The following is a 22,539-nucleotide window of genomic DNA, read 5'->3' on the forward strand; positions in this document are numbered from 1 at the left end:
CATGACCACTCCCGCGATCGTCTGGTTTCGCAGCGACCTGCGCCTTCAGGACAACACCGCCCTGGCCGCGGCGGCCCGCCAGGGCCCCGTGATCGCCGTCTTCCTGCGCTGCCTGCCCCACTGGCAGCGCCACGGCCACGGCGCCAACAAGCTCGACTTCTGGGGCCGCGGGGTGGCCGCACTGGGCGACGACCTGGCGGGCCTCGGCATTCCACTGCTGCACCGCGATATCAACGACTTCAGCGAGGCCCCGGGCACCCTGCTGGCGCTCGCCCGCGAGACCGGCGCCCACGCCCTGCACTTCAACCACGAGTACCCGCTGGACGAGCAGCGCCGCGATCGCGCGGTCCTCGAAGCCTTCGAGGAGGCGGGCCTCGCGGCCACCGGCCACCACGACGCCGTGGCCTTCGCCCCCGGCGAGCTGCTCACCGGCAAGGGGGACTACTACGGCGTCTTCACTCCCTTCGCCAAGGCCTGGCACCGCCAGCTGACACCGGAACGCATCGCCCTGCGCGACACCCCCGCTCCCCAGGCACCGCTCGGCATCGACTCCGACCCGCTGCCCAAGCTTCCCGAGCTCGACGACGCCCCCATCGACGGGCGGCTCTGGCCCGCCGGCGAGGGACCCGCCGCCGATCGCCTGGAGCGCTTCCTGCGCTTTCGCGGCCGCCACTACCAGCGCCAGCGCGACTTCCCGGCGATCCGCGGCACCAGCGAGCTGTCGCCCTACCTGGCGCTGGGCATGATCTCCCATCGCCAGTGCCTGCAGGCGGTGCTGGCCGAGAACGACGGCGCCCTGGCCGAGGGCGATGCCGGGCTCACGGCCTGGGTCAGCGAGCTGGTCTGGCGGGAGTTCTATCGCCACGTGGCCGTCGGCTTCCCGCGGGTCTGTCGCCACCGCGCCTTCCAGGAACATACCGAGGCGCTCGCCTGGCGCGACGACGAGGCGGGCTTTACCGCCTGGTGCGAGGGACGCACCGGCTACCCCATCGTCGATGCCGCCATGCGCCAGCTGGTGGCCACCGGCTGGATGCACAACCGGCTGCGCATGGTCACCGCCATGTTCCTCGCGAAGCACCTGCTGATCGACTGGCGTCGCGGCGAGGCCTTCTTCCTTCGCCACCTGGTGGACGGCGAGTTCTGCGCCAACAACGGCGGCTGGCAGTGGGCGGCCTCCACCGGCACCGACGCCGCGCCCTACTTCCGGATCTTCAACCCCACGACCCAGTCCACGCGCTTCGACCCCGATGGCACCTTCCTGGCGGAGTGGCTGCCGGCACTGGCCGAGCTGCCGAAGAAGGCCCGCCACGCGCCGGAGCGCGACCTGCTCGGCGGGGTCGACTACCCGGAGCCCATCGTCGAGCACCGGGCCGCCCGGGCCCGGGCCCTGGAGGCCTTCAAGGCCCTCAAGACGGACTGACGCCACCGATCCACGAGGAGAGGCCTCGCATGCAGCGGACACCGGATCTGGAGGCCTTCTGCGCCTTCTTCAACAAACTGGACAAGACCTGTACAGATCGACTCGGCGAGGTATACACTGCGGAGGTGAGCTTCACCGACCCGCTGCACCACATCGAGGGCATAGAGGCACTCGAAGGGTACTTCCAGAACCTGTACGACAACGTGACATCGTGCCGCTTCACCTTCCACGAGCGCTGTCGGCAGGGAGACAGGGCCTTCGTCACCTGGACGATGCACCTGGTGCATCCGAGGCTCGACGGGGGGCGAGGCATCGAGGTCGAGGGCTGTTCGCAGCTGCGCTTCGCCCCGGACGGCCGGGTCGACCGCCACCGCGACTACTTCGACGCGGGCGCCCTGCTCTACGAGCGCCTGCCCCTGCTGGGCGGCGTGATACGCCGGGTGAAGCGCCAACTGGGCCACTGACGGCCCGCACGACGGGGAGAGCGCATGACGAACGCGAGCGACACGCAGCGCATCTGGCTGACCGGGGCCACCTCGGGCATCGGCCGCGCCCTGGCCGAGCGGCTACTCGAGCAGGGACACCGGGTCGCGCTCAGCGCACGCAGTGCATCGAGCCTGGCCGAGCTCTGCGAGGGCCACGACAACGCCCTGGCGCTGCCCCTGGACGTGGCCGACCGCGACGCCGTGGCGCGGGTCGGCGAACGCCTGGACGAGGCCTTCGGCGGCCTGGACCTGGCGATCCTCAACGCCGGCACCTGCGAGTACCTGGATGCCCGCGACTTCGACGTCGACCTGATCGAGCGGGTCTTCGCCCCCAACTTCCACGGCGCCGTCTACTGCGTGGAGGCGGCCCTTCCGCTGCTGCGCCGGGCCCGCGCGGCGGGCGGCCACCCGCTGCTGGCCGCCACCTCCAGCGCCGCGGCCTACCTGCCGCTGCCCCGGGCCGAGGCCTACGGCGCCTCCAAGGCGGCGCTCAGCCACTTCCTGGAGTCGCTGCGCCTGGACCTGGCCGGCGAGGGCATTGGGGTCAGCCTGATCCATCCCGGCTTCGTGAAGACCCCGCTCACCGACCGCAACGACTTCGCCATGCCCATGCGCATCACCCCCGACGCGGCCGCCGAGGCGATCCTCACGGGGCTCGCGCACCGCCGGCTGGACATCCACTTCCCGCGCCGCTTCACGCTGCTGGTGCGGCTGATGGGCATCCTGCCCCCCGGCCTTCGCCACCGCCTGGGCCTGCACATGGCCCGACAGGACGCCCCCGGGGAGGCCCGCCGATGAACGCCCCGACCCGCCCCCCGCACGATGCCGACCAACGGAGTGCCACCCGACGGAGTGCCGCCCAGCAGGGTGCCGCCCAGCGCATCGCCGTGATCGGCAGCGGCATCGGCGGCATGGCCGCCGCCTGGTGCCTCTCGGGCCGCCATGAGGTGACGCTCTTCGAGGCCGAGGCGCGCCTCGGCGGCCACACCGCGACCATCGACGTCACCCTCGACGGCCGCGACTACGCCATCGACACCGGCTTCATAGTCTTCAACGACTGGACCTACCCGCACTTCCAGCGCCTGCTGGGGCGTCTCGGGATCGCCGCCCAGCCCACCGAGATGAGCTTCTCGGTGCACGAGACGGCCCGCGACTTCGAGTACAACGGCCACACCCTGGCGAGCCTCTTCGCCCAGCGGCGCAACCTGCTGCGCCCGCGCTTCCACCGGCTGCTGCGCGAGATCCTGCGCTTCAATCGCGAGGCGACCCGGGCCCTGGAGGAGAACCGGCTCGATCCGGCCATGACCCTGGGCGCCTGGCTCGATGCCGGCGGCTACGACGCCGACTTCCAGCGCCACTACCTGCTGCCCATGGGCGCGGCCATCTGGTCGGCGAGCATCCGCGACCTGCGCGACTTCCCGCTGCTGTTCTTCGTGCGCTTCTTCCGCCACCACGGCCTGCTGTCGGTCAACGACCGGCCCCAGTGGTACACCCTGGTGGGCGGCTCGCGCGCCTACATCCCGGCCCTGACCGCGCCCTACGCCGAGCGCATCCGGCTCTCGACCCCGGTGCTGGGACTGCGCCGCCACGCCGACCGGGTCGAGGTGAGAAGCGCCGCCGGCACGGAGGCCTTCGACCAGGTGGTGCTGGCCTGCCACGCCGACCAGGCCCTGGCCATGCTCGACGACCCGAGCGACGCCGAGCGCGAGATCCTCGGCGCCCTGCCCTACCAGGACAACGAGGTGGTGCTGCACACCGACACCCGCCTGCTGCCGCGTCGGCCCCGCGCCTGGGCGAGCTGGAACTACCGGCTCGACGGCCGCGGCGACGACGCCCGGGTCTCGGTCACCTACGACATGAACATCCTGCAGCGCCTGAAGGCCCCGCACACCTTCTGCGTGACCCTGAACGACGGCGCCGCCATCGATCCCGACAAGGTGCTCGGTCGCTTCACCTACGCCCACCCGCAGTTCACCCTCGCCGGCCAGGCGGCCCAGGCCCGCCACGACGAGATCTCGGGGCCCTCGCGGCGCACCCACTACTGCGGCGCCTACTGGCGCAACGGCTTCCACGAGGACGGCGTCTGGAGCGCCCTGCGGGTCGCCCGGGCGCTGGGCGGCGACGAGCGGGGCCCGGGTGCCGGACGCCCCGCCGCCCGGGCGCCGGCCGCCGAGGAGAGCCCGGCATGAAGCGACTCCCGCGCTCGCGGATCTACCGGGGCAGCCTGCGCCACCGGCGCTTCCTGCCGCGCCCCCACGCCTTCACCTACGGCCTGTGGATGGCCTGGCTGGACCTCGACGAGCTGCCGGAGCTCTTCGACGGCGTGCCCGGCTTCAGCGCCCGGCGACCGGCCCTGGCGCGTTTTCGCCGCCGGGACTACCTCGGCCCCCACGACCGTCCGCTGAAGCAGGCGGTGCGCGAGGAGCTCGAGCGCCAGCTCGGCAGCGCCCCGGACGGGCGCATCTGCGTGCTGACCCAGCTGCGCACCCTGGGGCTCGGCTTCAACCCGATCTCGCTCTACTACGCCTACGATGCCAGGGGCGAGCTGCGCGCCCTGCTCGGCGAGGTGAGCAACACCCCCTGGGGCGAGCGCACCCACTACGCCTGCGCCGTGGAGCCCCGGCGCCACGGCCATACCGCCGAGTTCGACAAGGCGATGCACGTCTCGCCCTTCAACCCCATGGACATGACCTACCGCTGGCGCTTCGACACCCCCGGCGAGTCGCTCTCGATGCACATGGAGAACTGGAAGGCGGGCCAGCGCCATTTCGACGCCACCCTGACCCTCGAGGGTCGTCCGGCGACCCGCGGCATGCTGCTCGCCACCCTGGCGCGCCAGCCCTGGATGAGCCTGAAGACGCTCGCCGGCATCCACGTCGAGGCGCTGCGGCTTTGGCTCAAGCGCCTGCCGATCCATGACCACCCCGGACAAGATCACCCGCCCCGTGAGGAGAGCTCGTCGTGAACACGCTTCGCTCCGCCACCGCCCGTCCCCCGGCCGCCGAGGGCGATCGCCTGACGCGCTGGCTCAAGCCGCGAGTGATGGCCCAGCTCGACCGCCTGGAAGGCGGCACCATCATCCTGACCGACGGCCACCAGCGCCATCGCCTGGGCCAGGGCGGCGAACTGCGCGTGACGCTGGTGGTGCGCCACCACCGGGCCTGGAAGCGCCTCGCCCTGGGTGGCACCGTGGGCGCCGCCGAGGCCTACATGGACGGCGACTGGGACGCCGACGACCCGGTGGCGCTGGTGCGGCTGTTCGCCGCCAACCTCGAGCGGGTCAACGGCGAGATGGAGAACGGCACCGCGCGGCTCGGCCGCTGGCTGCTCGGCGGCCTCTACCGCCTGCAGCGCAACAGCCTGAGCGGCTCGAGGCGCAACATCGCCGCCCACTACGATATCGGCAACGCGCTCTTTTCCACCTTCCTCGACCGCGAGCACCGCATGTACTCCAGCGCGGTCTTCCCCCACGCCGAGGCGAGCCTCGAGGAGGCCTCGACCCACAAGCTCGACCTGATGCTCGACAAGCTCGACGTCCAGGCGCATCACCACCTGCTGGAGATCGGCACCGGCTGGGGCGGGCTCGCCATCCACGCGGCGAAGACCCGCGGCTGTCGGGTCACCACCACCACCATCTCCGCGGAGCAGCACGCCTTCACCGCCCGGCGCATCGAGGAGGAGGGACTCGGCGATCGCATCACCCTGCTGCAGCAGGACTACCGCCAGCTCGAGGGGCGCTACGACCGGCTGATCTCGGTGGAGATGATCGAGGCGGTGGGCCACCAGTATCTCGGCACCTACCTCAAGACGCTCGACCGACTGCTCACCGAGGACGGCCAGGCGATGCTGCAGGCGATCACCATCCGCGACCAGCGCTACGAGGAGGCCAAGCGCGAGATGGACTTCATCAAGCGCTACATCTTCCCCGGGGGCTTTCTGCCGTCGCACCGCGCCATCCTCGACGGCGTGACCCGCCACACCTCGCTCAACCTGACCGATCTCGACGAGATCGGCCTGCACTACGCCCGCACCCTGCGCGAGTGGCGCCACCGCTTCGAGGCGAGCCTGGAGACGGTGCGCAAGCTCGGCTATGACGAGCGCTTCATCCGCATGTGGCGCTACTACCTCTGCTACTGCGAGGGGGGCTTCATGGAACGCACCATCGGCACCTGCCAGCTGCTGCTGGCCAAGCCCGGCGCCCGGCCGGCGCCGCTCACCGGGAAGGTTTGACCCGCGATGGCCACCCTGTCCGCCGCGCCCGTCAAGCTGCTGGTCAACCTGGTCGCCTTCCAGGCGGGATGGTTCGCCTGCGTGCTGGGCGGCTCGCTGATCGGAGGGCTCGCGGTGGCGCTGATCATTGCGCTGCACCTCGCCTGGCTGGGGCGGCCCGGGGAGTGGCGGTGGCTCGCCGCCTTCGCCGGGCTGGGGCTCGCGGTCGACGGCGGCCTGGCGCTCGCGGGCGGTTTCGCCTTCCCCGACGGCACGCTGGCCATCGCCGGCCTGCCGCCCTGGCTGTGGCTGCTCTGGCCGCTGTTCGCGACCCTGATCCACCACTCGCTGGCCTGGCTCTGGTCGCTCCCCTGGCTCGCCGTGCTCGGCGGTGCCACCAGCGGCCCGCTCTCCTACTTCGCCGGCGCCCGGCTGGCCGGCGTCGAGCTCGCCCCCTGGCTGCTCCCCGTCGAGGCCATGGCCTGGGCGCTGATCTGCCTGATCCTAAGCCGTCGCCTCGGCCACGCGCCGGCCCTCGAGGGGCGGCCCCGCTGAGGCTCGGCCCCGCCACTCGGCCTCCAACTTTTCCGCCGGCTGCGGCCGGGCATAGAGGAAGCCCTGCACCTCGGCGCAGCCGTGGGCGAGCAGGAAGTCGCGCTGCGCCTCGGTCTCCACCCCTTCGGCCACGACCTCGAGGCCGAGTCCCTCGGCCATGGCCAGCACGGCGCAGACGATGGCGGCATCGGCGCGGTCGTCGGGCAGCGCGCGGATGAAGGCGCGGTCGAGCTTGAGCTTGTCCAGCGGCAGGTGCTTGAGGTAGCCCAGCGACGAGTAGCCGGTGCCGAAGTCGTCGATGGCCACCCGGTGGCCCCGGTCACGCAGCCGCTCCAGGCGCGGCGCTACGTCCCCGGCTCGCTCGTCGAGCAGTACCGACTCGGTCAGCTCCAGCCCCAGCAAGCGCGCCGGCACCCGATGGCGGGCGAGCCCGGAGGCGAGCACGGTCTCGAGATCCCCCTGGAAGAGCTGCATCGCCGAGATGTTGATCCACACCGTCGCCTCCGGCAGGCCCTTGCGCTGCCAGTGAGCCAGCTGGGCGAGCGCCTGGTCGATCACCCAGTCGCCGAGGGTCGACATCAGGCCGTGGCGCTCGGCCAGCGGGATGAAGTCGCCGGGCGAGACCATGCCGTCCCGCGGGTGACGCCAGCGCAGCAGGGCCTCTAGCCCGACCAGGCGATCGTCTCCCAGCCGATACTGCGGCTGATAGTGCAGCTCCAGCTGGCCGCCCACGGCCAGCGCCTGGCGCAGGTCGTTGAGCAGGCCCAGCTGCGGACTGCCCTGAACGTCGAGGGCGGGCCGGAAGCGCTGGCTGTGGTTGCAGCCGTTGCGCTTGGCGCTGAACAGCGCCGACTCCAGGCGCTGGAAGAGCTCCCCGGACTCGCGGCCGTCCTCGGGACAGCGGCAGCTGCCGATGGTCAGCCCCAGCCGCAGGCTGTGGGTATCGATCTCGAAGGGCTGCCCGAGGTGCTCCTGCAGCCCCTTGATCCAGCGGTCGTGATCGTCGTGGGTGGTGGTGCGCATCACCATGAACTCGTCGCCGCCGAGGCGTCCGACCACGCCACCCGCCGCGTGCCGGGCCAGCCGCTCCCCGAAGCGCGCGAGCAGACGGTCGCCGAGCTCCACCCCGATGCCGTCGTTGATCTCCTTGAAGCCGTCGATGTCGATCAGCGCCATGTCGAGGCTCTCGCCCGACCGCAGGTGACGCAGCCGGGAAGCCAGCAGGTCGCCCAGCCGCCGTCGATTGGGCAGGCCGGTCAGCGGGTCCTCGAAGCCGATTCGCTGCAGGTCCCGCTCCCGGGCCTTGTGCACCGAGATGTCGGTGAACAGGCAGACGTGGTGGGTGATGCGGCCCGCCTCGTCCGCCACGCCCCGAGCCCGCAGCCACTCGGGATACTCGTCGCCCTGCTTGCGTCGGCTCCAGATCTCGCCCTCCCAGCGCCCGGTACTGCGCAGGACCTGCCAGTAGTGCTCGTAGAACGCCTTGTCGTGGCGCGGCGCGGAGAGCGAGCTCGCCATTCGGCCGCGCACCTCCTCGAGGGTGTAGCCGGTGATGCGGGTGAAGGCCGGATTGACCGCCAGGATGCGATTGGCGGCATCGGTAATGACGACGCCCTCGTCCGAGAGCGCGAGGGCCTCCTCTCCCAGGCGCGAGCGCTGATGCGCCAGGCGCACCTGGCGCCAGGCATCGAGCAGCCCGAGGGCTACCAGCACGGCCGCGGCCAGGCGCAGCGGGATGCCGGGCAGCCAGATGCTGGCCGAGAAGGCCGACACGGCCATCCAGATCATCGGTCGATTAAGGGAGAAGGTTGGCCACATGGGCTGACGCTCGCTTGAGGAGTGGGCAAACGCCCCGGCAGTCGCCGGGGCTCTGGAGAAGGGATATCGGCCGGGTAGGCGGAAGCTTGACCCCGTTCCGTCGGCCCGGCCCCGGGGCCGGAGGCAATCGGCGCGGGCGAGCCCGGCGCCGGGGCGGCCCGGTCGGCGTGCATTCGTCGAGTGTGGCCAGTAGACTAGGCACAGCCGCCCGGCGGCCTCAGGCCGCTTTCGGCAGACAATAATCCCGACACTCGGAACGATTCAGTGACCAAGCAACACTCCTTTGATCGCGAAGAACTGCTGGCCTGCTCGCGCGGCGAGCTGTTCGGTCCGGGCAATGCTCAATTGCCGGCCCCCAACATGCTGATGCTCGATCGCATCAAGCACATCCACGAGGAAGGCGGGGATCACGGCAAGGGCGAGTTGATCGCCGAGCTGGATATCCGGCCCGACCTGTGGTTCTTCGACTGCCACTTCCCCGGTGATCCGGTGATGCCCGGCTGCCTGGGCCTGGACGCCATGTGGCAGCTGGTCGGCTTCTACCTGGGCTGGCTGGGCCACCCCGGCCGCGGCCGCGCCCTGGGCTGCGGCGAGGTCAAGTTCTCCGGCCAGATCCTGCCCGACGCCGAGAAGGTCACCTACCGCATCAACATCAAGCGCATCATCACCCGGCGCCTGATCCTGGGGATCGCCGACGGCACCGTGTCCGTCGACGGCCGCGACATCTATCAGGCCAACGACCTTCGCGTCGGCCTGTTCACCTCCACCGCGAATTTCTGAACAGGAGGCTCCCATGCGACGAGTGGTAGTCACCGGCCTGGGCATCGTGTCCTGCCTGGGCAACGATGCACGGCAGGTTCTGGAGGCGCTCAAGAACGGGCGCTCGGGCATTCGCTTCAAGGAAGAGTACGCCGAGCGCGGCTTCCGCAGCCAGGTGGCCGGCAGCGTCGACATCGATCTGGATGCCCTGATCGACCGCAAGCTGCGCCGCTTCATGGGCGATGCCGCCGCCTACGCCTACGTCTCCATGGCCCAGGCCATCGAGGATGCCGGCCTCACGCCGAAGCAGGTCTCCCACGAGCGCACCGGCCTGATCGCCGGCTCCGGCGGCGCCTCCAGCGCCAACCAGGTCGAGGCCGCCGACGTCATGCGCGAGAAGGGCCTGCGCCGCGTGGGCCCCTACCGGGTCACCCGCACCATGGGCAGCACCGTCTCCGCCTGCCTGGCGACCCCGTTCAAGATCAAGGGCGTCAACTATTCGATCTCCTCGGCCTGCGCCACCTCGGCGCACTGCATCGGCAGCGCCGTCGAGCAGATCCAGCTGGGCAAGCAGGACGTGGTCTTCGCCGGCGGCGGCGAGGAAGAGCACTGGACGCTGTCCTGCCTGTTCGACGCCATGGGCGCGCTCTCGACCCACTACAACGAGACGCCGGAGAAGGCCTCGCGCCCCTATGACCAGGCCCGCGACGGCTTCGTCATCGCCGGTGGCGGCGGCATGCTGGTGCTCGAGGACCTGGAGCACGCCCGCGCCCGCGGTGCCAAGATCTACGCCGAGGTCGTCGGCTACGGCGCCACCTCCGACGGCTACGACATGGTCGCGCCGTCCGGCGAGGGCGCGGCGCGCTGCATGCGCCAGGCGATGGCCACGGTCGACGGCGACATCGACTACGTCAACACCCACGGCACCTCCACCCCGGTGGGCGACGTCGCGGAGCTGAAGGCGATCCGCGAGGTGTTCGGCGACCGTACCCCGGCGATGAGCTCGACCAAGTCGCTGACCGGTCACTCGCTGGGCGCCACCGGCGTGCAGGAGGCGATCTACTCGCTGTTGATGATGGAGAACGACTTCATCAGCGCCTCGGCCAACATCGAAGAGCTCGACGAGCAGGCGGCGGGCTTCGACATCGTCACCGAGCGCCGCGACGGCGTGGCGATCGAGCGCGTGCTCTCCAACAGCTTCGGCTTCGGCGGCACCAACGCCTGCCTGGTGCTGGAGAAGTTCAAGGCCTGAACGTGAGAGACGGGGCCGGCGACGGCTCCGTCCTCGAGTCACCGGCAGGAACGCAAGAAGGCGCCCCGAGGGGCGCCTTCTTGCGTTGGTCGCGATACGTCGAGGCTCGCGGGAGCGGGTCAGGCCGGACGCCTCGCCGGCGCGGCCGCCGCCTCGGGCCGCGGCACCTCGGAGATCTCGGCCAGGCGCGCCTCGATCCAGGCCTCGGCCTGGGCCATCACCTCGTCCGGGGTGCGCCCGAGGGTCTCGATCGGCGGGCCGACCTCCAGGGTGAGGCGCCCCGGCTTCTTCACCCAGTGGCGCCCCGGCCAGCGCTCCCCGGCATTGTGCGCCACCGGCACCACCGGCATCCCGGCGCGGCAGGCGATCACCGCCCCGCTCTTGTTGTAGCGCACGCGCGACCCCGGCGAGACCCGAGTGCCCTCGGGGAAGATCAGCACCGAGAGCCCCTCCTGGAGGCGTGCCTTGCCCTGGGTGAGCACCTGCTTCATGGCCCGGGCGGGCTTCGAGCGGTCCAGGGCGATGGGGTGCAGCAGGCGCAGCGCCCAACCGAAGATCGGGATGTTGAGGAGCTCACGCTTGAGCACCGTGCAGACCGGCGGGTGCAGCAGCTGCAGGTAGACCGTCTCCCACTCGGACTGGTGGTTGGCCAAGATCACGCAGGGGCCGGCCGGCAGGCGCTCATGGCCGCGAAACTCGTAGCGCACGCCGCAGGCCAGGCGGAACCAGGCGATGATGAAGTGGTTGTAGAGGTTGAGCAGCCGATAGCGGGAGGCCAGCGGCAGGAAGGGGGCCGGCGGCAGGAAGAGCACCCCGCAGACCAGCATGGCCAGGAAGTAGCCGACGTAGAAGATCAGGCTGCGGATCACGTTCATGGCGCCGCCGACTCCTCCGCCCGCACCAGGCACCAGGCGTCCAGCATGCGACCGACCTCGAGCCGCCAGGGCTTCTGGTGGACGCCGAACACGTCCAGCACCCGCCGGCAGTTCAGCACCCGCCTCAGCGGCTGGTCGTGGTGGTGCTTGAGCGCCCTGGCGGTGCCCAGGGCGACCCGCTCGCCGCGCCCCTCGAGGCGCGTGTCGAGCTGGGTGCGCACCATCGAGACGAAGGTGTAGGCGCTCACCGGCTCGGTGCCGGCCAGGTGATAGCTGCCCCAGGCGTCGGCGCCGCAGTGCTGCTGCTGGAGCATGCCGATCAGTGCCATCGCCACCGCATCCGCCGAGGTCGGGCAGAAGATCACGTCGGACTCCGCGCGCACCTCGCCGCCCTCGATGAAGGTATCGAGCAGCTCGCCGAGCCAGGCGTGGCTGCCCTCCAGGGCGAACAGCGGCCCCAGGCGCACGATCAGGTGGCGCGGCAGCTCGGCGCGGATCCGGTCGCCGGTGCGCACCAGGCGCCGCAGGCCCTCGTCCCGGGGCTCGGGGATCACGTGCTCGTCGATGGGCACGTCGAAGCCGTCCTCGTAGAGCTGGTCGGAGACGCACCACACCAGGGGGATCTCCGCCTCGCGACACAGCGCCATGCAGGCCTCGACCGCCTCGGCATGCGCCGTGACGGCCGCCGGCTCGGCGCTGAGTGGCCGCGAGAGCGGCGGGATCACCAGCGCATCCGGGCGCAGCGACGCGAGCCGCTCCGGCGTGGTCTGCAACGCCGGCTCGATGGTGAGCTCGGTGTCGCTGCGCCGGTTGGCCTCGCGGGCCATCGCCAGGCTCAGGCAGTGGCTGGCCTCCAGAATCAGCAGCTTCACGGCATCTCCTCGGCTAGCGCCCGATCAGAACGGGATCTCGTCGTCGAAATCGTCGAAGCTGCCCGGGTCCGGGGCGCCATAGTTGCCGCCCTGCTGGCCACCCTGCTGGGGCGGGGCCGGCTGCGGGGCCGGACGCTGGGGCTGGCCGCCACCGTACTGGCCGCCCTGCTGGGGCGGCTGCTGGCCGCCGAAACCGCCGCCCTGCTGCGGGGGCTGGCCGCCGTACTGGCCGCCCTGGGGGGGACGCCCGCCGCCCTGCTGGCCGCCGCCATAGCCACCGCCCTGCGGGCCGCCGAAGCCGCCGCCCTGGCCGCCGTCGCCGCGGCCGTCGAGCATCTGCATGTCGTTGGCGACGATCTCGGTGCTGTACTTGTCCTGGCCGTTCTGGTCCTGCCACTTGCGGGTCTGCAGGCGCCCCTCGACGTAGAGCTTGGAGCCCTTCTTGAGGTACTGCTGGGCGATCTCGGCCAGCTTGTTGAACATCACCACCCGGTGCCACTCGGTGCGCTCCTGGCGCTGGCCGCTCTGGCGATCCATCCAGGTGTCCGTGGTGGCCAGGTTGAGGTTGGCCACGGCGGTGCCGGAGGGCGTGAAGCGCACCTCAGGGTCCTGGCCGAGGTTGCCGATGAGGATGACCTTGTTGACGCCACGGGCCATGGGGAACTCCTTGCTGTCATGAAATGCGTTATACGGCGATCGAGCGGCACCCAGGGCGCCCTGCCCCGATCATACGCGGCTCAGGCGCCGCTGTGGGGATTACCGGTCCCGGTGAGGCGCGCCAGGGCCTGCTCGTCCAGGCGCTGCCGGTCCACCTTAAGGTAGGCCAGGCGCTCCTCGGGCACGACCAGCACGTCCTCCACCCCGGCCACGTCGGCGAAGCGCGCCATCAGCGTCTCCAGGGCGTCGTCGTGCTCGTCGTCGTCCAGCGCCACCACCTCGCTGGAGAGGTGGCGCGGCGGCGCCATGCCGACCATCGCTGCCAGCCAGGCGAGCCCCAGCAGGCCGCAGCCGAGGAAGACCGCGGAGAGCCCCCACTGCTGGGCGAGCCACCCGCCCAGCACGCCGCCGAGGAAGGCACCCAGGAACTGGCTGGTGGAGTAGACGCCCATGGCGGTGCCCTTGGCGCCGGCCGGGGCGAGCTTGCTGAGCATCGAGGGCAGGGTCGCCTCGAGCAGGTTGAAGGCGATGAAGAACAGCAGCAGCCAGCCGACCAGCGACCAGAGGCCCTCGCCGAGGCCGGCGAGCCCGAACAGGCTCAGGGTGATGGCGGTGATCGCGGCGAGGCACATGCTCTTCATGCGGCGCCGCTTCTCGGCGACGATCACCAGCGGCACCATGGCCACGAAGGCCAGCAGCATGACGCCGAGGTAGACGACCCCATGCTGCGGCTCGGCGATGCCCGCGTTCACCAGCCGGAAGGGCACGGCGACGAAGATCGCCATCAGCACCAGGTGCAGGGCGAAGATCGAGAGGTCCATGCGCCACAGGTCACTGCGCGCCAGGATGCCGCGCAGCTGGGCGCGGTCCATGCCGACGTCGCGGTGGCGCACCCGGCGCGGCGCCGGCGGCACCAGCTTCCACAGCACGCCGAGCCCCAGCAGCGCCAGGCCGGCGGTGAACCAGAAGACGCCGGCGAGGCCGTGGTCCGCGGCGAGCCAGGGGCCGAGCACCATGGCCACGGCGAAGGCCACGCCGATGGAGAGCCCGATGGTGGCCATGGCGGCGGTGCGCACCTGTTCGCGGGTCTGGTCGGCGAGCAGCGCCATGATCGCCGCGGCCACCGCCCCGCTGCCCTGCAGGCAGCGCCCCAGGATCACCGCGCCGATGCTGTCGGCCTGGGCGGCCACCACGCTGCCGAGCATGAAGAGCACGAGCCCGACGGCGATCACCGGCTTGCGGCCCCAGCGGTCGGAGAGCAGGCCAAAGGGGATCTGCAGCACCGCCTGGGTCAGGCCGTAGATGCCCAGCGCCAGGCCGACCAGCAGCGGCGTGGCGCCCGCCAGGTCGTCGGCGTACAGGGCCAGCACCGGCAGCACCATGAACAGGCCGAGCATGCGCGTGGCGTAGAGCCCGGCCAGCCCGGCGATGGCACGACGTTCGGTGACTAACAGCAGTCCTGAGACCTTGCGCATAGCGATTCGATATTCCGTGGGCGGGCCCTGGGGGCCGGAGGTGGACCGCATATTCTAGCGGCTCGCTACCCCCCAGGGAAAGCCGAGGCCGGCGGCGCTTTGCCGCCGGCGCAGCCCGCCCCGTATAATCGAGGTTTTGCCGCGTCCGGCGAGGTGGGAATGGACACAATTCTGGTCAGGGGTGCGCGCACCCACAACCTGAAGAACATCGACGTCGAGCTGCCCCGCGACAAGCTGATCGTGGTCACCGGCCTCTCCGGGTCGGGCAAGTCGTCGCTGGCCTTCGACACCCTCTATGCCGAGGGGCAGCGCCGGTACGTGGAGTCGCTCTCCACCTACGCGCGCCAGTTCCTGTCGATGATGGAGAAGCCCGACGTCGACCATATCGAGGGGCTGTCGCCGGCGATCTCCATCGAGCAGAAGTCCACCTCCCACAACCCGCGCTCCACCGTCGGCACCATCACCGAGATCTACGACTACCTGCGCCTGCTGTTCGCCCGCACCGGCACCCCGCGCTGCCCGGAGCACGGCGAGGACCTCGAGGCGCAGACCGTGTCGCAGATGGTCGACCAGGTGCTGGCCCTGCCCGAGGGCAGCAAGCTGATGCTGCTGGCCCCGGTGGTCAAGGGCCGCAAGGGCGAGCACCTGCAGCTGCTCGCCGAGCTGCGTGCCCAGGGCTTCGTGCGCGCCATGGTCGACGGCCAGGTGCTGGAGCTCGACGACATCGCCCCGCTGGACAAGAACAGGAAGCACGACATCAGCGTGGTAGTCGACCGCATCAAGGTCCGCGAGGGGCTGCAGCAGCGCCTCGCGGAGTCCTTCGAGACGGCGCTGACCCTCGCCGACGGCACCGCCATGATCCACTTCATGGACGGCGAGGCGGAGGATCTGGCCTTCTCCTCGCGCTTCGCCTGCCCGGTGTGCGGCTACTCCATCGCCGAGCTCGAGCCGCGGATGTTCTCCTTCAACAACCCGGCCGGCGCCTGCTCCACCTGCGACGGCCTGGGCGTGCAGCAGTTCTTCGACCCCGACAAGCTGATCAGCCACCCCGAGCTGTCGCTGGCCGAGGGGGTGATCAAGGGCTGGGACCGGCGCAGCGTCTACTACTTCAACCAGCTGCAGGCCGTCGCCGACCACTACCGCTTCACCCTGGAGACCCCCTGGCAGGACCTGGCCCGCCACGAGCGCGAGGTCGTCCTCTACGGCAGCGGCAGCGACGAGATCGCCTTCCACTACGTCAACGACCGCGGCCGCAAGGTCACCCGGGAGCACCCCTTCGAGGGCGTGCTGCCCAACATGCAGCGCCGCTATCGCGAGACCGAGTCGAGCATGGTGCGCGAGGACCTGGCCCGTCACATCGCCGTGCAGCCCTGCCCGACCTGCCACGGCTCGCGGCTGCGCAAGGAGTCCCGGCACGTCTACATCGACGACAACACCCTGCCCGAGCTCGTCCGGCTGCCCATCGGCGAGGCGCTGGCCTACTTCGCCGAGCTCAGCCTGCCGGGGCGGCGCGGCGAGATCGCCGTGAAGATCATCAACGAGATCCATGCGCGCCTGGAGTTCCTGGTCAACGTCGGGCTCGACTACCTCAACCTGGAGCGCAGCGCCGAGACCCTCTCCGGCGGCGAGGCCCAGCGCATCCGCCTGGCGAGCCAGATCGGCGCCGGCCTGGTCGGGGTGATGTACATCCTCGACGAGCCCTCCATCGGCCTGCACCAGCGCGACAACGACCGCCTGCTGCAGACCCTGGAGCGGCTGCGCGACCTGGGCAACACCGTGATCGTGGTCGAGCACGACGAGGACGCCATCCGCGCCGCCGACCACGTGCTCGACATCGGCCCCGGGGCCGGGGTCCACGGCGGTCGGGTCGTCGCCCAGGGCACGCCCCAGGAGATCATGGCGACCGCCGACTCCCTCACCGGCCAGTACCTCTGCGACAGCCGGCGCATCGAGGTGCCGCCGTGGCGCATCCCGGGCAATCCCGAGAAGGTGGTGCGCCTCACCGGCGCCCGGGGCAACAACCTCCAGGACGTCACCCTCGAGCTGCCCCTGGGACTGTTCGTCTGCATCACCGGGGTCTCGGGCTCGGGCAAGTCGACGCTGATCAACGCCACCCTGATGCCGATCGCCGCGCGGGAGCTCAACCGCGCCACCTCGCTGAGCCCGGCGGCCCACGACCGCCTCGAGGGCCTCGAGCACCTCGACAAGGTGATCGATATCGACCAGAGCCCCATCGGGCGCACCCCGCGCTCCAACCCGGCCACCTACACCGGCATCTTCACGCCGATCCGCGAGCTCTTCGCCGGCACTCAGGAGGCGCGCTCCCGGGGCTACAAGCCCGGCCGCTTCTCCTTCAACGTCAAGGGCGGGCGCTGCGAGGCGTGCCAGGGCGAGGGCATGATCAAGGTGGAGATGCACTTCCTGCCGGACATCTACGTGCCCTGCGATGTCTGCAAGGGCAAGCGCTACAACCGCGAGACCCTGGAGATCGCCTACAAGGGCAAGAGCATCCACGAGGTGCTGGAGATGACCGTCGAGGAGGCGCTGGAGTTCTTCTCGCCGGTGCCGGCCATCGCCCGGCGCCTGCAGACCCTGCTCGACGTCGGTCTCTCCTACATTCGCCTGGGGCAGAGCGCCACCACGCTGTCCGGCGGCGAGGCCCAGCGGGTCAAGCTGGCCCGGGAGCTGGCCAAGCGCGATACCGGCAAGACGCTCTATATCCTCGACGAGCCGACCACCGGCCTGCACTTCGAGGACATCCGCCAGCTGCTCACCGTGCTGCACCGCCTGCGCGACCACGGCAACACCATCGTGGTGATCGAGCACAACCTGGACGTGATCAAGACCGCCGACTGGCTGGTCGACCTCGGCCCCGAGGGCGGCTCCGGAGGCGGTCGGATCATCGCCGAGGGCACCCCCGAGCAGGTCGCGCGGGTCGAGGCCTCCCACACCGGCCGCTTCCTCAAGCCGCTGCTCGCGCGGGCACAGGCCGGCAAAGCGGAACCGGAAGCCACCGCCTGACAGCGAGTCGGGCGCGGCCAAGCGGCCAAGGAAGAGCACGATGAAAAAGATAAACCCCGCCGACCCTAGGGTCGGCGGGGTTTCTTCTTGGCTGACGCCTGCCTCCGCACTCGCCGCTCAAAGAAAAAACCGGCTCCCTAGGGGAGCCGGCTTGGCGTGCCACTGGCGGAAGCCCGGTCGAGGATCACTCCTCGGCGGCTTCCTCGACGACCGGACGGTCGACCAGTTCGACGAAGGCCATGGGGGCGTTGTCGCCGGTGCGGTAGCCGCACTTGAGAATACGGACGTAACCGCCCGGACGCTCGGCGTAACGCGGACCCAGCTCGTTGAAGAGCTTGCCGACCGCTTCCTTGGAGCGGGTGCGGCTGAAGGCCAGACGACGGTTGGCGACGCTGTCCTGCTTGGCCAGGGTGATCAGCGGCTCGATGACGCGACGCAGCTCCTTGGCCTTGGGCAGGGTTGTCTTGATCACTTCGTGCTCGACCAGCGAGACGGACATGTTCTTGAACATGGCCTGGCGATGCGAGCTGGTGCGATTCAGGTGACGACCACTCTTACGATGACGCATGGTTGTGATTCCTTACCAAACTGGGACTCGAGTCGAGGCTCACGCGGAGGCCTTGTCGTCCTTCAGGCTAGCGGGCGGCCAGTTCTCCAGCCGCATGCCCAGGGAAAGCCCGCGGGCGGCCAACACGTCCTTGATCTCATTCAGGGACTTCTTGCCGAGATTGGGGGTCTTCAGCAGCTCCACCTCGGTGCGCTGGATCAGATCCCCGATGTAGTAGATGTTCTCGGCCTTCAGGCAGTTGGCGCTGCGAACGGTCAACTCGAGATCGTCTACGGGGCGCAGCAGGATCGGATCGATGTGATCCTCTTCCTCCACCACTTCCTGTTCCTTGTCGGCTTCCAGGTCGACGAACGCGGCCAGCTGCTCCTGCAGGATGGTCGCGCTGCGACGGATCGCCTCTTCCGGATCCAGGGTGCCGTCGGTTTCCAGGTTGATGATCAGCTTGTCGAGGTCGGTGCGCTGTTCGACACGCGCGGCCTCGACCGAGTAGGAAACCCGGCGCACGGGGCTGAAGGTTGCATCCAGCTGCAGGCGGCCGATGGCGCGGGACTCGTCGTCGGCCTCGCCACGGGCGTCCGCCGGCTCGTAGCCGCGGCCGCGAGCGACCTTGAGCTGCATCTTCAGCTCGGCACCCTCGTTGACGTGGGCGATGACATGCTCGGGGTTGACGATCTCGACATCGTGGTCGAGCGCGATATCCCCTGCCGTCACGACGGCCGGCCCCTGCTTGTTCAGCGAGAGCACTGCCTCGTCGCGGCTATGCATCCGGAGCGCCACGTCCTTGAGGTTCAGGAGGATTTCGATGACATCTTCCTGGACGCCCTCGATCGCGCTGTACTCATGCTCGACGCCGGCGATCTCGGCCTCCACCACGGCACAGCCGGGCATGGACGAGAGCAGGATGCGACGCAGGGCATTCCCCAGCGTGTGGCCGAAGCCACGCTCGAAGGGCTCGAGCACGATCTTGGCGTGGTGAGCGCTGATCTCTTCGACCTTGATGTCGCGAGGACGGAGAAACTCTGTCACTGAACGCTGCATATGAACACCTATCAGGCTGCCAAACGGATTGTCGGTACTCCAGGCCACCCCCGCGAACGGGGGCGGCACGACGCAGGCGCCGCTTACTTGGAGTACAGCTCGACGATCAGGTTTTCGTTGATGTCGGCAGACAGGTCACCGCGTTCAGGCAGGGCCTTGAAAGTGCCTTCCATCTTCTTGGCATCGGTCTCGACCCACACCACGTCGCCGCGGTTGGCGGCGATGGCCAGGGAAGTCTGGATGCGCGCCTGGTTCTTCGCCTTCTCACGGACGGAGACCACGTCACCCGGCTTCACCTGGTAGGACGCCACGTTGACGGTCTTGCCGTTGACGGCGATCGCCTTGTGGCTCACCAGCTGACGCGCCTCGGAGCGCGTGGAGCCGAAGCCCATGCGGTAGACGACGTTGTCCAGTCGGGATTCGAGAAGCTGCAGCAACAGCTCGCCGGTTGCGCCCTTCAGGCGGGCCGCTTCCTTGTAGTAGTTGCGGAACTGCTTCTCGAGTACGCCGTACATGCGACGTACTTTCTGCTTCTCGCGAAGCTGCAAGCCGTAGTCGGAAAGACGCTGACGGCGCTGGCCGTGCACACCCGGGATCTGCTCGGATTTGCACTTCTTCTCGAAGGGAGTGACACCGCTCTTGAGGAAGAGGTCGGTCCCCTCACGACGAGACAGTTTGCACTTCGGTCCAATGTAACGAGCCATGAATCTGTCTCCTTAAACGCGGCGTTTCTTCGGCGGACGGCAGCCATTGTGCGGAATGGGCGTCGCGTCGGTGATGCTCTGCACGCGGAAGCCGGCGGCGTTGAGCGCGCGCACGGCGGATTCACGGCCAGGACCGGGGCCCTTGACCAGCACGTCGACGTTTTTCACACCATACTCGGCTGCAGCGGTCGCTGCACGCTCGCTTGCCACTTGAGCAGCGAACGGGGTGCTCTTGCGAGAACCACGAAAACCCGAACCACCGGCAGTCGCCCAGGAAAGGGCGTTGCCCTGGCGGTCTGTGATCGTAATGATCGTGTTGTTAAAAGAGGCGTGGATATGCGCGACGGCATCCACTACCTGCTTTTTAACCTTTTTACGGTTGCTACGCGGGTTAGCCATGTTGATGTCTATTCCTGTCTTTACGCCAGAACGTGCGTGTTATTTGCGGATCGGCTTGCGCGGGCCCTTGCGGGTACGCGCATTGGTCTTGGTACGCTGACCACGCAGCGGAAGACCACGACGATGACGCAGACCACGATAGCAACCCAGGTCCATGAGACGCTTGATGTTCAGCGTCACATCACGACGAAGGTCACCTTCCACGGTGTACTTGCCGACTTCAGACCGCAGGCCATCCAGCTCTTCGCTGGACAGCTCCTGGATCTTGGTGGTCGGCGCGATGCCGGTCGCGGCACAGATGTCCTGCGCGCGAGTACGGCCAATCCCGAAGATATAGGTCAGCGAGATCGCCGCATGCTTGTTGTCCGGGATATTGACGCCTGCAATACGGGCCATCAGCTTACTCCGAAATTTGAGCGGCTTGCTCGATTAATCATCTACAAAAGGCGCAACAGCATACCCCTTTCCTCGTTCGAGGACAAGGGGCATGCCGGCACCCGGTTCAGTGCAGCGTGGGACTCAGCCCTGGCGCTGCTTGTGCCGCGGCTCGCTGCAGATGACGCGCACGGCGCCATTGCGACGAATGATCTTGCAGTTGCGGCACATTTTCTTCACGGAAGCTCGAACTTTCATCGTTCTCTCCAAATCGCCAGCGGCGCGCCTCAGCGCATGATGCCGCCGCTACCGTAGCCTTTCAGGTTGGACTTCTTCATCACCGACTCGTACTGGTGCGACATGAGGTGCGACTGCACCTGGGCCATGAAGTCCATGATGACCACCACCACGATCAGCAGCGAGGTACCGCCGAAGAAGAACGGCACGTTCCAGGCCACGATCAGGAACTGGGGCATCAGGGAAACCGCAGTGATGTAGAGTGCGCCGAACAGGGTCAAGCGGGTCATGACCTTGTCGATGTAGCGAGCGGTCTGCTCGCCAGGGCGGATGCCCGGCAGGAAGGCCCCTGACTTCTTGAGGTTGTCAGCGACATCCTTGGGGTTGAAGACCAGCGCTGTGTAAAAGAAGCAGAAGAATACCACCGCCGCGGCGAAAAGCAAGATGTAGAGCGGCTGCCCCGGCCCCAGGGCCTGGGAGGCGCTCTGCAGCCATTCCATGCCATCGCCGGCCCCGACCCACTGCCCGAGCGAGGCCGGGAACAGCAGGATACTCGAGGCGAAGATCGCCGGGATCACGCCCGCCATGTTGACCTTGAGCGGCAGGTAGCTGCTCTGGCCGGCATACATCTTGTTGCCCACCTGGCGACGCGGGTAGTTCACCGTGAGGCGGCGCTGGCCGCGCTCGATGAACACCACGAAGGCCACGGTGGCGATGCCCAGCACGGTCAGGGCCAGCAGCGGCAGGACGTTCCAGGCGCCTTCATTGCGGGCTAGCTCGAAGGCCTGGCCCACGGCGCCCGGAAGGCCGGCGACGATCCCCGAGAAGATCAGCAGCGAGATGCCGTTGCCGATGCCCTTCTCGGTGATCTGCTCACCCAGCCACATCAGGAACACCGCCCCGGTGACGAAGGTCACGATGGCGGTGAAATAGAAGCTGAAGTCGGCCGAGTAGGCGATCCCCTGGCTGGCGAGACCCACCGACATGCCGGTGGCCTGGACCAGGGCCAGCAATACCGTACCGTAGCGGGTGTACTGGCTGATCTTGCGACGGCCGGCCTCACCCTCCTTCTTCAGCTGCTCGAGCTGAGGCGAGACCGCAGTCATCAGCTGCATGATGATCGACGCCGAGATGTAGGGCATGATGCCCAGCGCCATGATACTCATGCGCTCCAGGGCACCGCCCGAGAACATGTTGAACATGCCCAGGATGGTGCCCTGCTGCTCCCTGAACAAGGCAGCAAGCTGGTCAGGATTGATACCGGGAACGGGAATGTGGGCACCGATACGGTAGACCACAATGGCGAGGAGCACGAAGCGCAGACGCGCCCAGAGTTCACCCAGACCGCTACCCATCGCCGGCATGTTTCCTGACTTAGCCATTTAGTCCTCTACCTTGCCGCCGGCGGCTTCGATCGCGGCACGGGCACCCTTGGTGACCTTGAGACCGCGGACCGTGACCGCCTTGTTCAGTTCGCCGGAAAGGATCACCTTGGCATGCTTGGTGGCATCCTTGAGCACGTTGGCCTGCTTGAGGGTGTCCAGGGTGACCTCGTCACCGGCGACCCGGGCCAGCTCGGCCAGGCGGACTTCCTCGGAGACCAGCGACTTCGCGGAGGTGAAGCCGAACTTCGGCAGGCGCCGCTGCAGCGGCATCTGACCGCCCTCGAAACCGGGCTTCACGCTGCCGCCGCTGCGGGACTTCAGGCCCTTGTGGCCGCGGCCACCGGTCTTGCCCAGACCGGAGCCGATGCCACGACCGACGCGCTTCTCGGCGTGCTTGGAGCCCGGTGCCGGGCTCAGGCTATTGAGTTTCATGGA

23 protein-coding genes are annotated in these 22,539 nt (G+C 69.0%); 10 read left to right on the forward strand and 13 right to left on the reverse strand.

Annotation, left to right across the window (positions count from 1 at the left end; all coding sequences use genetic code 11):
• Window position 1: 1 nt before the first annotated feature.
• The 7 genes from phrB (at window position 2) to FIU83_RS16175 (ending at window position 6,669) form a co-directional block, all read left to right on the forward strand.
• On the forward strand, window positions 2-1,420 hold the full coding sequence (gene phrB / locus FIU83_RS16145) for a deoxyribodipyrimidine photo-lyase (RefSeq protein WP_152484989.1): 1,419 nt from the start codon (window positions 2-4) through the stop codon (window positions 1,418-1,420).
• 29 nt (window positions 1,421-1,449) lie between these two features.
• On the forward strand, window positions 1,450-1,884 hold the full coding sequence (locus FIU83_RS16150; protein ID WP_152484990.1) for a nuclear transport factor 2 family protein: 435 nt from the start codon (window positions 1,450-1,452) through the stop codon (window positions 1,882-1,884).
• A 24-nt stretch (window positions 1,885-1,908) separates the two neighbouring features.
• Entirely contained in the window at window positions 1,909-2,703 is a 795-nt protein-coding gene (locus FIU83_RS16155) for an SDR family oxidoreductase (protein ID WP_152484991.1), read from the forward strand.
• The gene (locus FIU83_RS16160) at window positions 2,700-4,094 is read left to right on the forward strand and encodes an NAD(P)/FAD-dependent oxidoreductase (protein ID WP_152484992.1); all 1,395 of its coding nucleotides are present in this window, start codon (window positions 2,700-2,702) and stop codon (window positions 4,092-4,094) included. Before FIU83_RS16155 ends, FIU83_RS16160 begins: the two co-directional genes overlap by 4 nt.
• Window positions 4,091-4,870, forward strand: a complete 780-nt coding sequence (locus tag FIU83_RS16165; RefSeq protein WP_152484993.1) for a DUF1365 domain-containing protein — start codon at window positions 4,091-4,093, stop codon at window positions 4,868-4,870. The genes FIU83_RS16160 and FIU83_RS16165 overlap by 4 nt, the downstream gene beginning before the upstream one ends.
• A gap of 77 nt (window positions 4,871-4,947) precedes the next feature.
• Window positions 4,948-6,135, forward strand: coding sequence for a cyclopropane-fatty-acyl-phospholipid synthase family protein (locus FIU83_RS16170; RefSeq protein WP_152485412.1), 1,188 nt, complete (start codon window positions 4,948-4,950; stop codon window positions 6,133-6,135).
• Between the two features lie 6 nt (window positions 6,136-6,141).
• Complete coding sequence (locus tag FIU83_RS16175; protein WP_152484994.1) at window positions 6,142-6,669, forward strand: DUF2878 domain-containing protein; 528 nt, start codon at window positions 6,142-6,144, stop codon at window positions 6,667-6,669.
• On the opposite strand, the gene FIU83_RS16180 is transcribed toward FIU83_RS16175, so the two are convergent.
• Entirely contained in the window at window positions 6,619-8,487 is a 1,869-nt protein-coding gene (locus tag FIU83_RS16180; RefSeq protein WP_152484995.1) for a bifunctional diguanylate cyclase/phosphodiesterase, read from the reverse strand. The genes FIU83_RS16175 and FIU83_RS16180 overlap by 51 nt on opposite strands.
• Window positions 8,488-8,751: 264 nt before the next feature.
• Between FIU83_RS16180 and fabA the strand changes: the two genes are divergently transcribed.
• Both fabA and fabB read left to right on the forward strand, forming a co-directional pair.
• On the forward strand, window positions 8,752-9,267 hold the full coding sequence (fabA, locus tag FIU83_RS16185) for a 3-hydroxyacyl-[acyl-carrier-protein] dehydratase FabA (RefSeq protein WP_152484996.1): 516 nt from the start codon (window positions 8,752-8,754) through the stop codon (window positions 9,265-9,267).
• 13 nt (window positions 9,268-9,280) lie between these two features.
• On the forward strand, window positions 9,281-10,498 hold the full coding sequence (gene fabB / locus FIU83_RS16190) for a beta-ketoacyl-ACP synthase I (protein WP_152484997.1): 1,218 nt from the start codon (window positions 9,281-9,283) through the stop codon (window positions 10,496-10,498).
• Between the two features lie 119 nt (window positions 10,499-10,617).
• Here fabB and FIU83_RS16195 read toward each other — a convergent pair whose 3' ends face one another.
• From FIU83_RS16195 to FIU83_RS16210, 4 genes are all read right to left on the reverse strand, one after another.
• The gene (locus FIU83_RS16195) at window positions 10,618-11,373 is read right to left on the reverse strand and encodes a 1-acyl-sn-glycerol-3-phosphate acyltransferase (RefSeq protein ID WP_152484998.1); all 756 of its coding nucleotides are present in this window, start codon (window positions 11,371-11,373) and stop codon (window positions 10,618-10,620) included.
• The gene (locus FIU83_RS16200) at window positions 11,370-12,245 is read right to left on the reverse strand and encodes a sugar nucleotide-binding protein (RefSeq protein WP_152484999.1); all 876 of its coding nucleotides are present in this window, start codon (window positions 12,243-12,245) and stop codon (window positions 11,370-11,372) included. The genes FIU83_RS16195 and FIU83_RS16200 overlap by 4 nt, the downstream gene beginning before the upstream one ends.
• A gap of 24 nt (window positions 12,246-12,269) precedes the next feature.
• Window positions 12,270-12,902, reverse strand: coding sequence for a single-stranded DNA-binding protein (gene ssb, locus FIU83_RS16205; RefSeq protein ID WP_152485000.1), 633 nt, complete (start codon window positions 12,900-12,902; stop codon window positions 12,270-12,272).
• An 80-nt stretch (window positions 12,903-12,982) separates the two neighbouring features.
• Entirely contained in the window at window positions 12,983-14,377 is a 1,395-nt protein-coding gene (locus FIU83_RS16210) for an MFS transporter (protein WP_152485001.1), read from the reverse strand.
• A gap of 159 nt (window positions 14,378-14,536) precedes the next feature.
• On the opposite strand from FIU83_RS16210, the gene uvrA reads away from it, so the two are divergent.
• Window positions 14,537-17,398, forward strand: coding sequence for an excinuclease ABC subunit UvrA (gene uvrA, locus FIU83_RS16215; RefSeq protein ID WP_152485002.1), 2,862 nt, complete (start codon window positions 14,537-14,539; stop codon window positions 17,396-17,398).
• Window positions 17,399-17,582: 184 nt separating this feature from the next.
• Here the strand turns inward: uvrA and rplQ are convergent, their stop codons facing one another.
• The 8 genes from rplQ to rplO all read right to left on the reverse strand — a co-directional run bounded on the left by rplQ (window position 17,583) and on the right by rplO (window position 22,536).
• A complete protein-coding gene (gene rplQ / locus FIU83_RS16220; RefSeq protein ID WP_108447059.1) occupies window positions 17,583-17,966 on the reverse strand; it encodes a 50S ribosomal protein L17 in 384 nt (127 codons plus the stop codon).
• 39 nt (window positions 17,967-18,005) lie between these two features.
• Window positions 18,006-19,004, reverse strand: coding sequence for a DNA-directed RNA polymerase subunit alpha (gene rpoA, locus FIU83_RS16225; protein WP_108447060.1), 999 nt, complete (start codon window positions 19,002-19,004; stop codon window positions 18,006-18,008).
• Window positions 19,005-19,087: 83 nt separating this feature from the next.
• A complete protein-coding gene (rpsD, locus tag FIU83_RS16230) occupies window positions 19,088-19,708 on the reverse strand; it encodes a 30S ribosomal protein S4 (protein WP_108447061.1) in 621 nt (206 codons plus the stop codon).
• Between the two features lie 12 nt (window positions 19,709-19,720).
• On the reverse strand, window positions 19,721-20,107 hold the full coding sequence (gene rpsK, locus FIU83_RS16235) for a 30S ribosomal protein S11 (RefSeq protein WP_013331014.1): 387 nt from the start codon (window positions 20,105-20,107) through the stop codon (window positions 19,721-19,723).
• Between the two features lie 39 nt (window positions 20,108-20,146).
• Window positions 20,147-20,503: a 30S ribosomal protein S13 gene (rpsM, locus tag FIU83_RS16240; RefSeq protein WP_152485003.1), complete on the reverse strand. Its 357-nt coding sequence runs from the start codon at window positions 20,501-20,503 to the stop codon at window positions 20,147-20,149.
• 123 nt (window positions 20,504-20,626) lie between these two features.
• Window positions 20,627-20,740, reverse strand: a complete 114-nt coding sequence (gene rpmJ / locus FIU83_RS16245; protein WP_008959154.1) for a 50S ribosomal protein L36 — start codon at window positions 20,738-20,740, stop codon at window positions 20,627-20,629.
• A gap of 29 nt (window positions 20,741-20,769) precedes the next feature.
• Complete coding sequence (gene secY / locus FIU83_RS16250; RefSeq protein ID WP_071943836.1) at window positions 20,770-22,101, reverse strand: preprotein translocase subunit SecY; 1,332 nt, start codon at window positions 22,099-22,101, stop codon at window positions 20,770-20,772.
• Window positions 22,102-22,536 carry a 50S ribosomal protein L15 gene (rplO, locus tag FIU83_RS16255; RefSeq protein ID WP_152485004.1) on the reverse strand — a complete coding sequence of 145 codons (435 nt, stop codon included), beginning with the start codon at window positions 22,534-22,536 and terminating at the stop codon, window positions 22,102-22,104.
• Between the last annotated feature and the right edge of the window lie 3 nt (window positions 22,537-22,539).

The organism is Halomonas sp. THAF5a (assembly GCF_009363755.1).
GTDB lineage: Bacteria > Pseudomonadota > Gammaproteobacteria > Pseudomonadales > Halomonadaceae > Halomonas.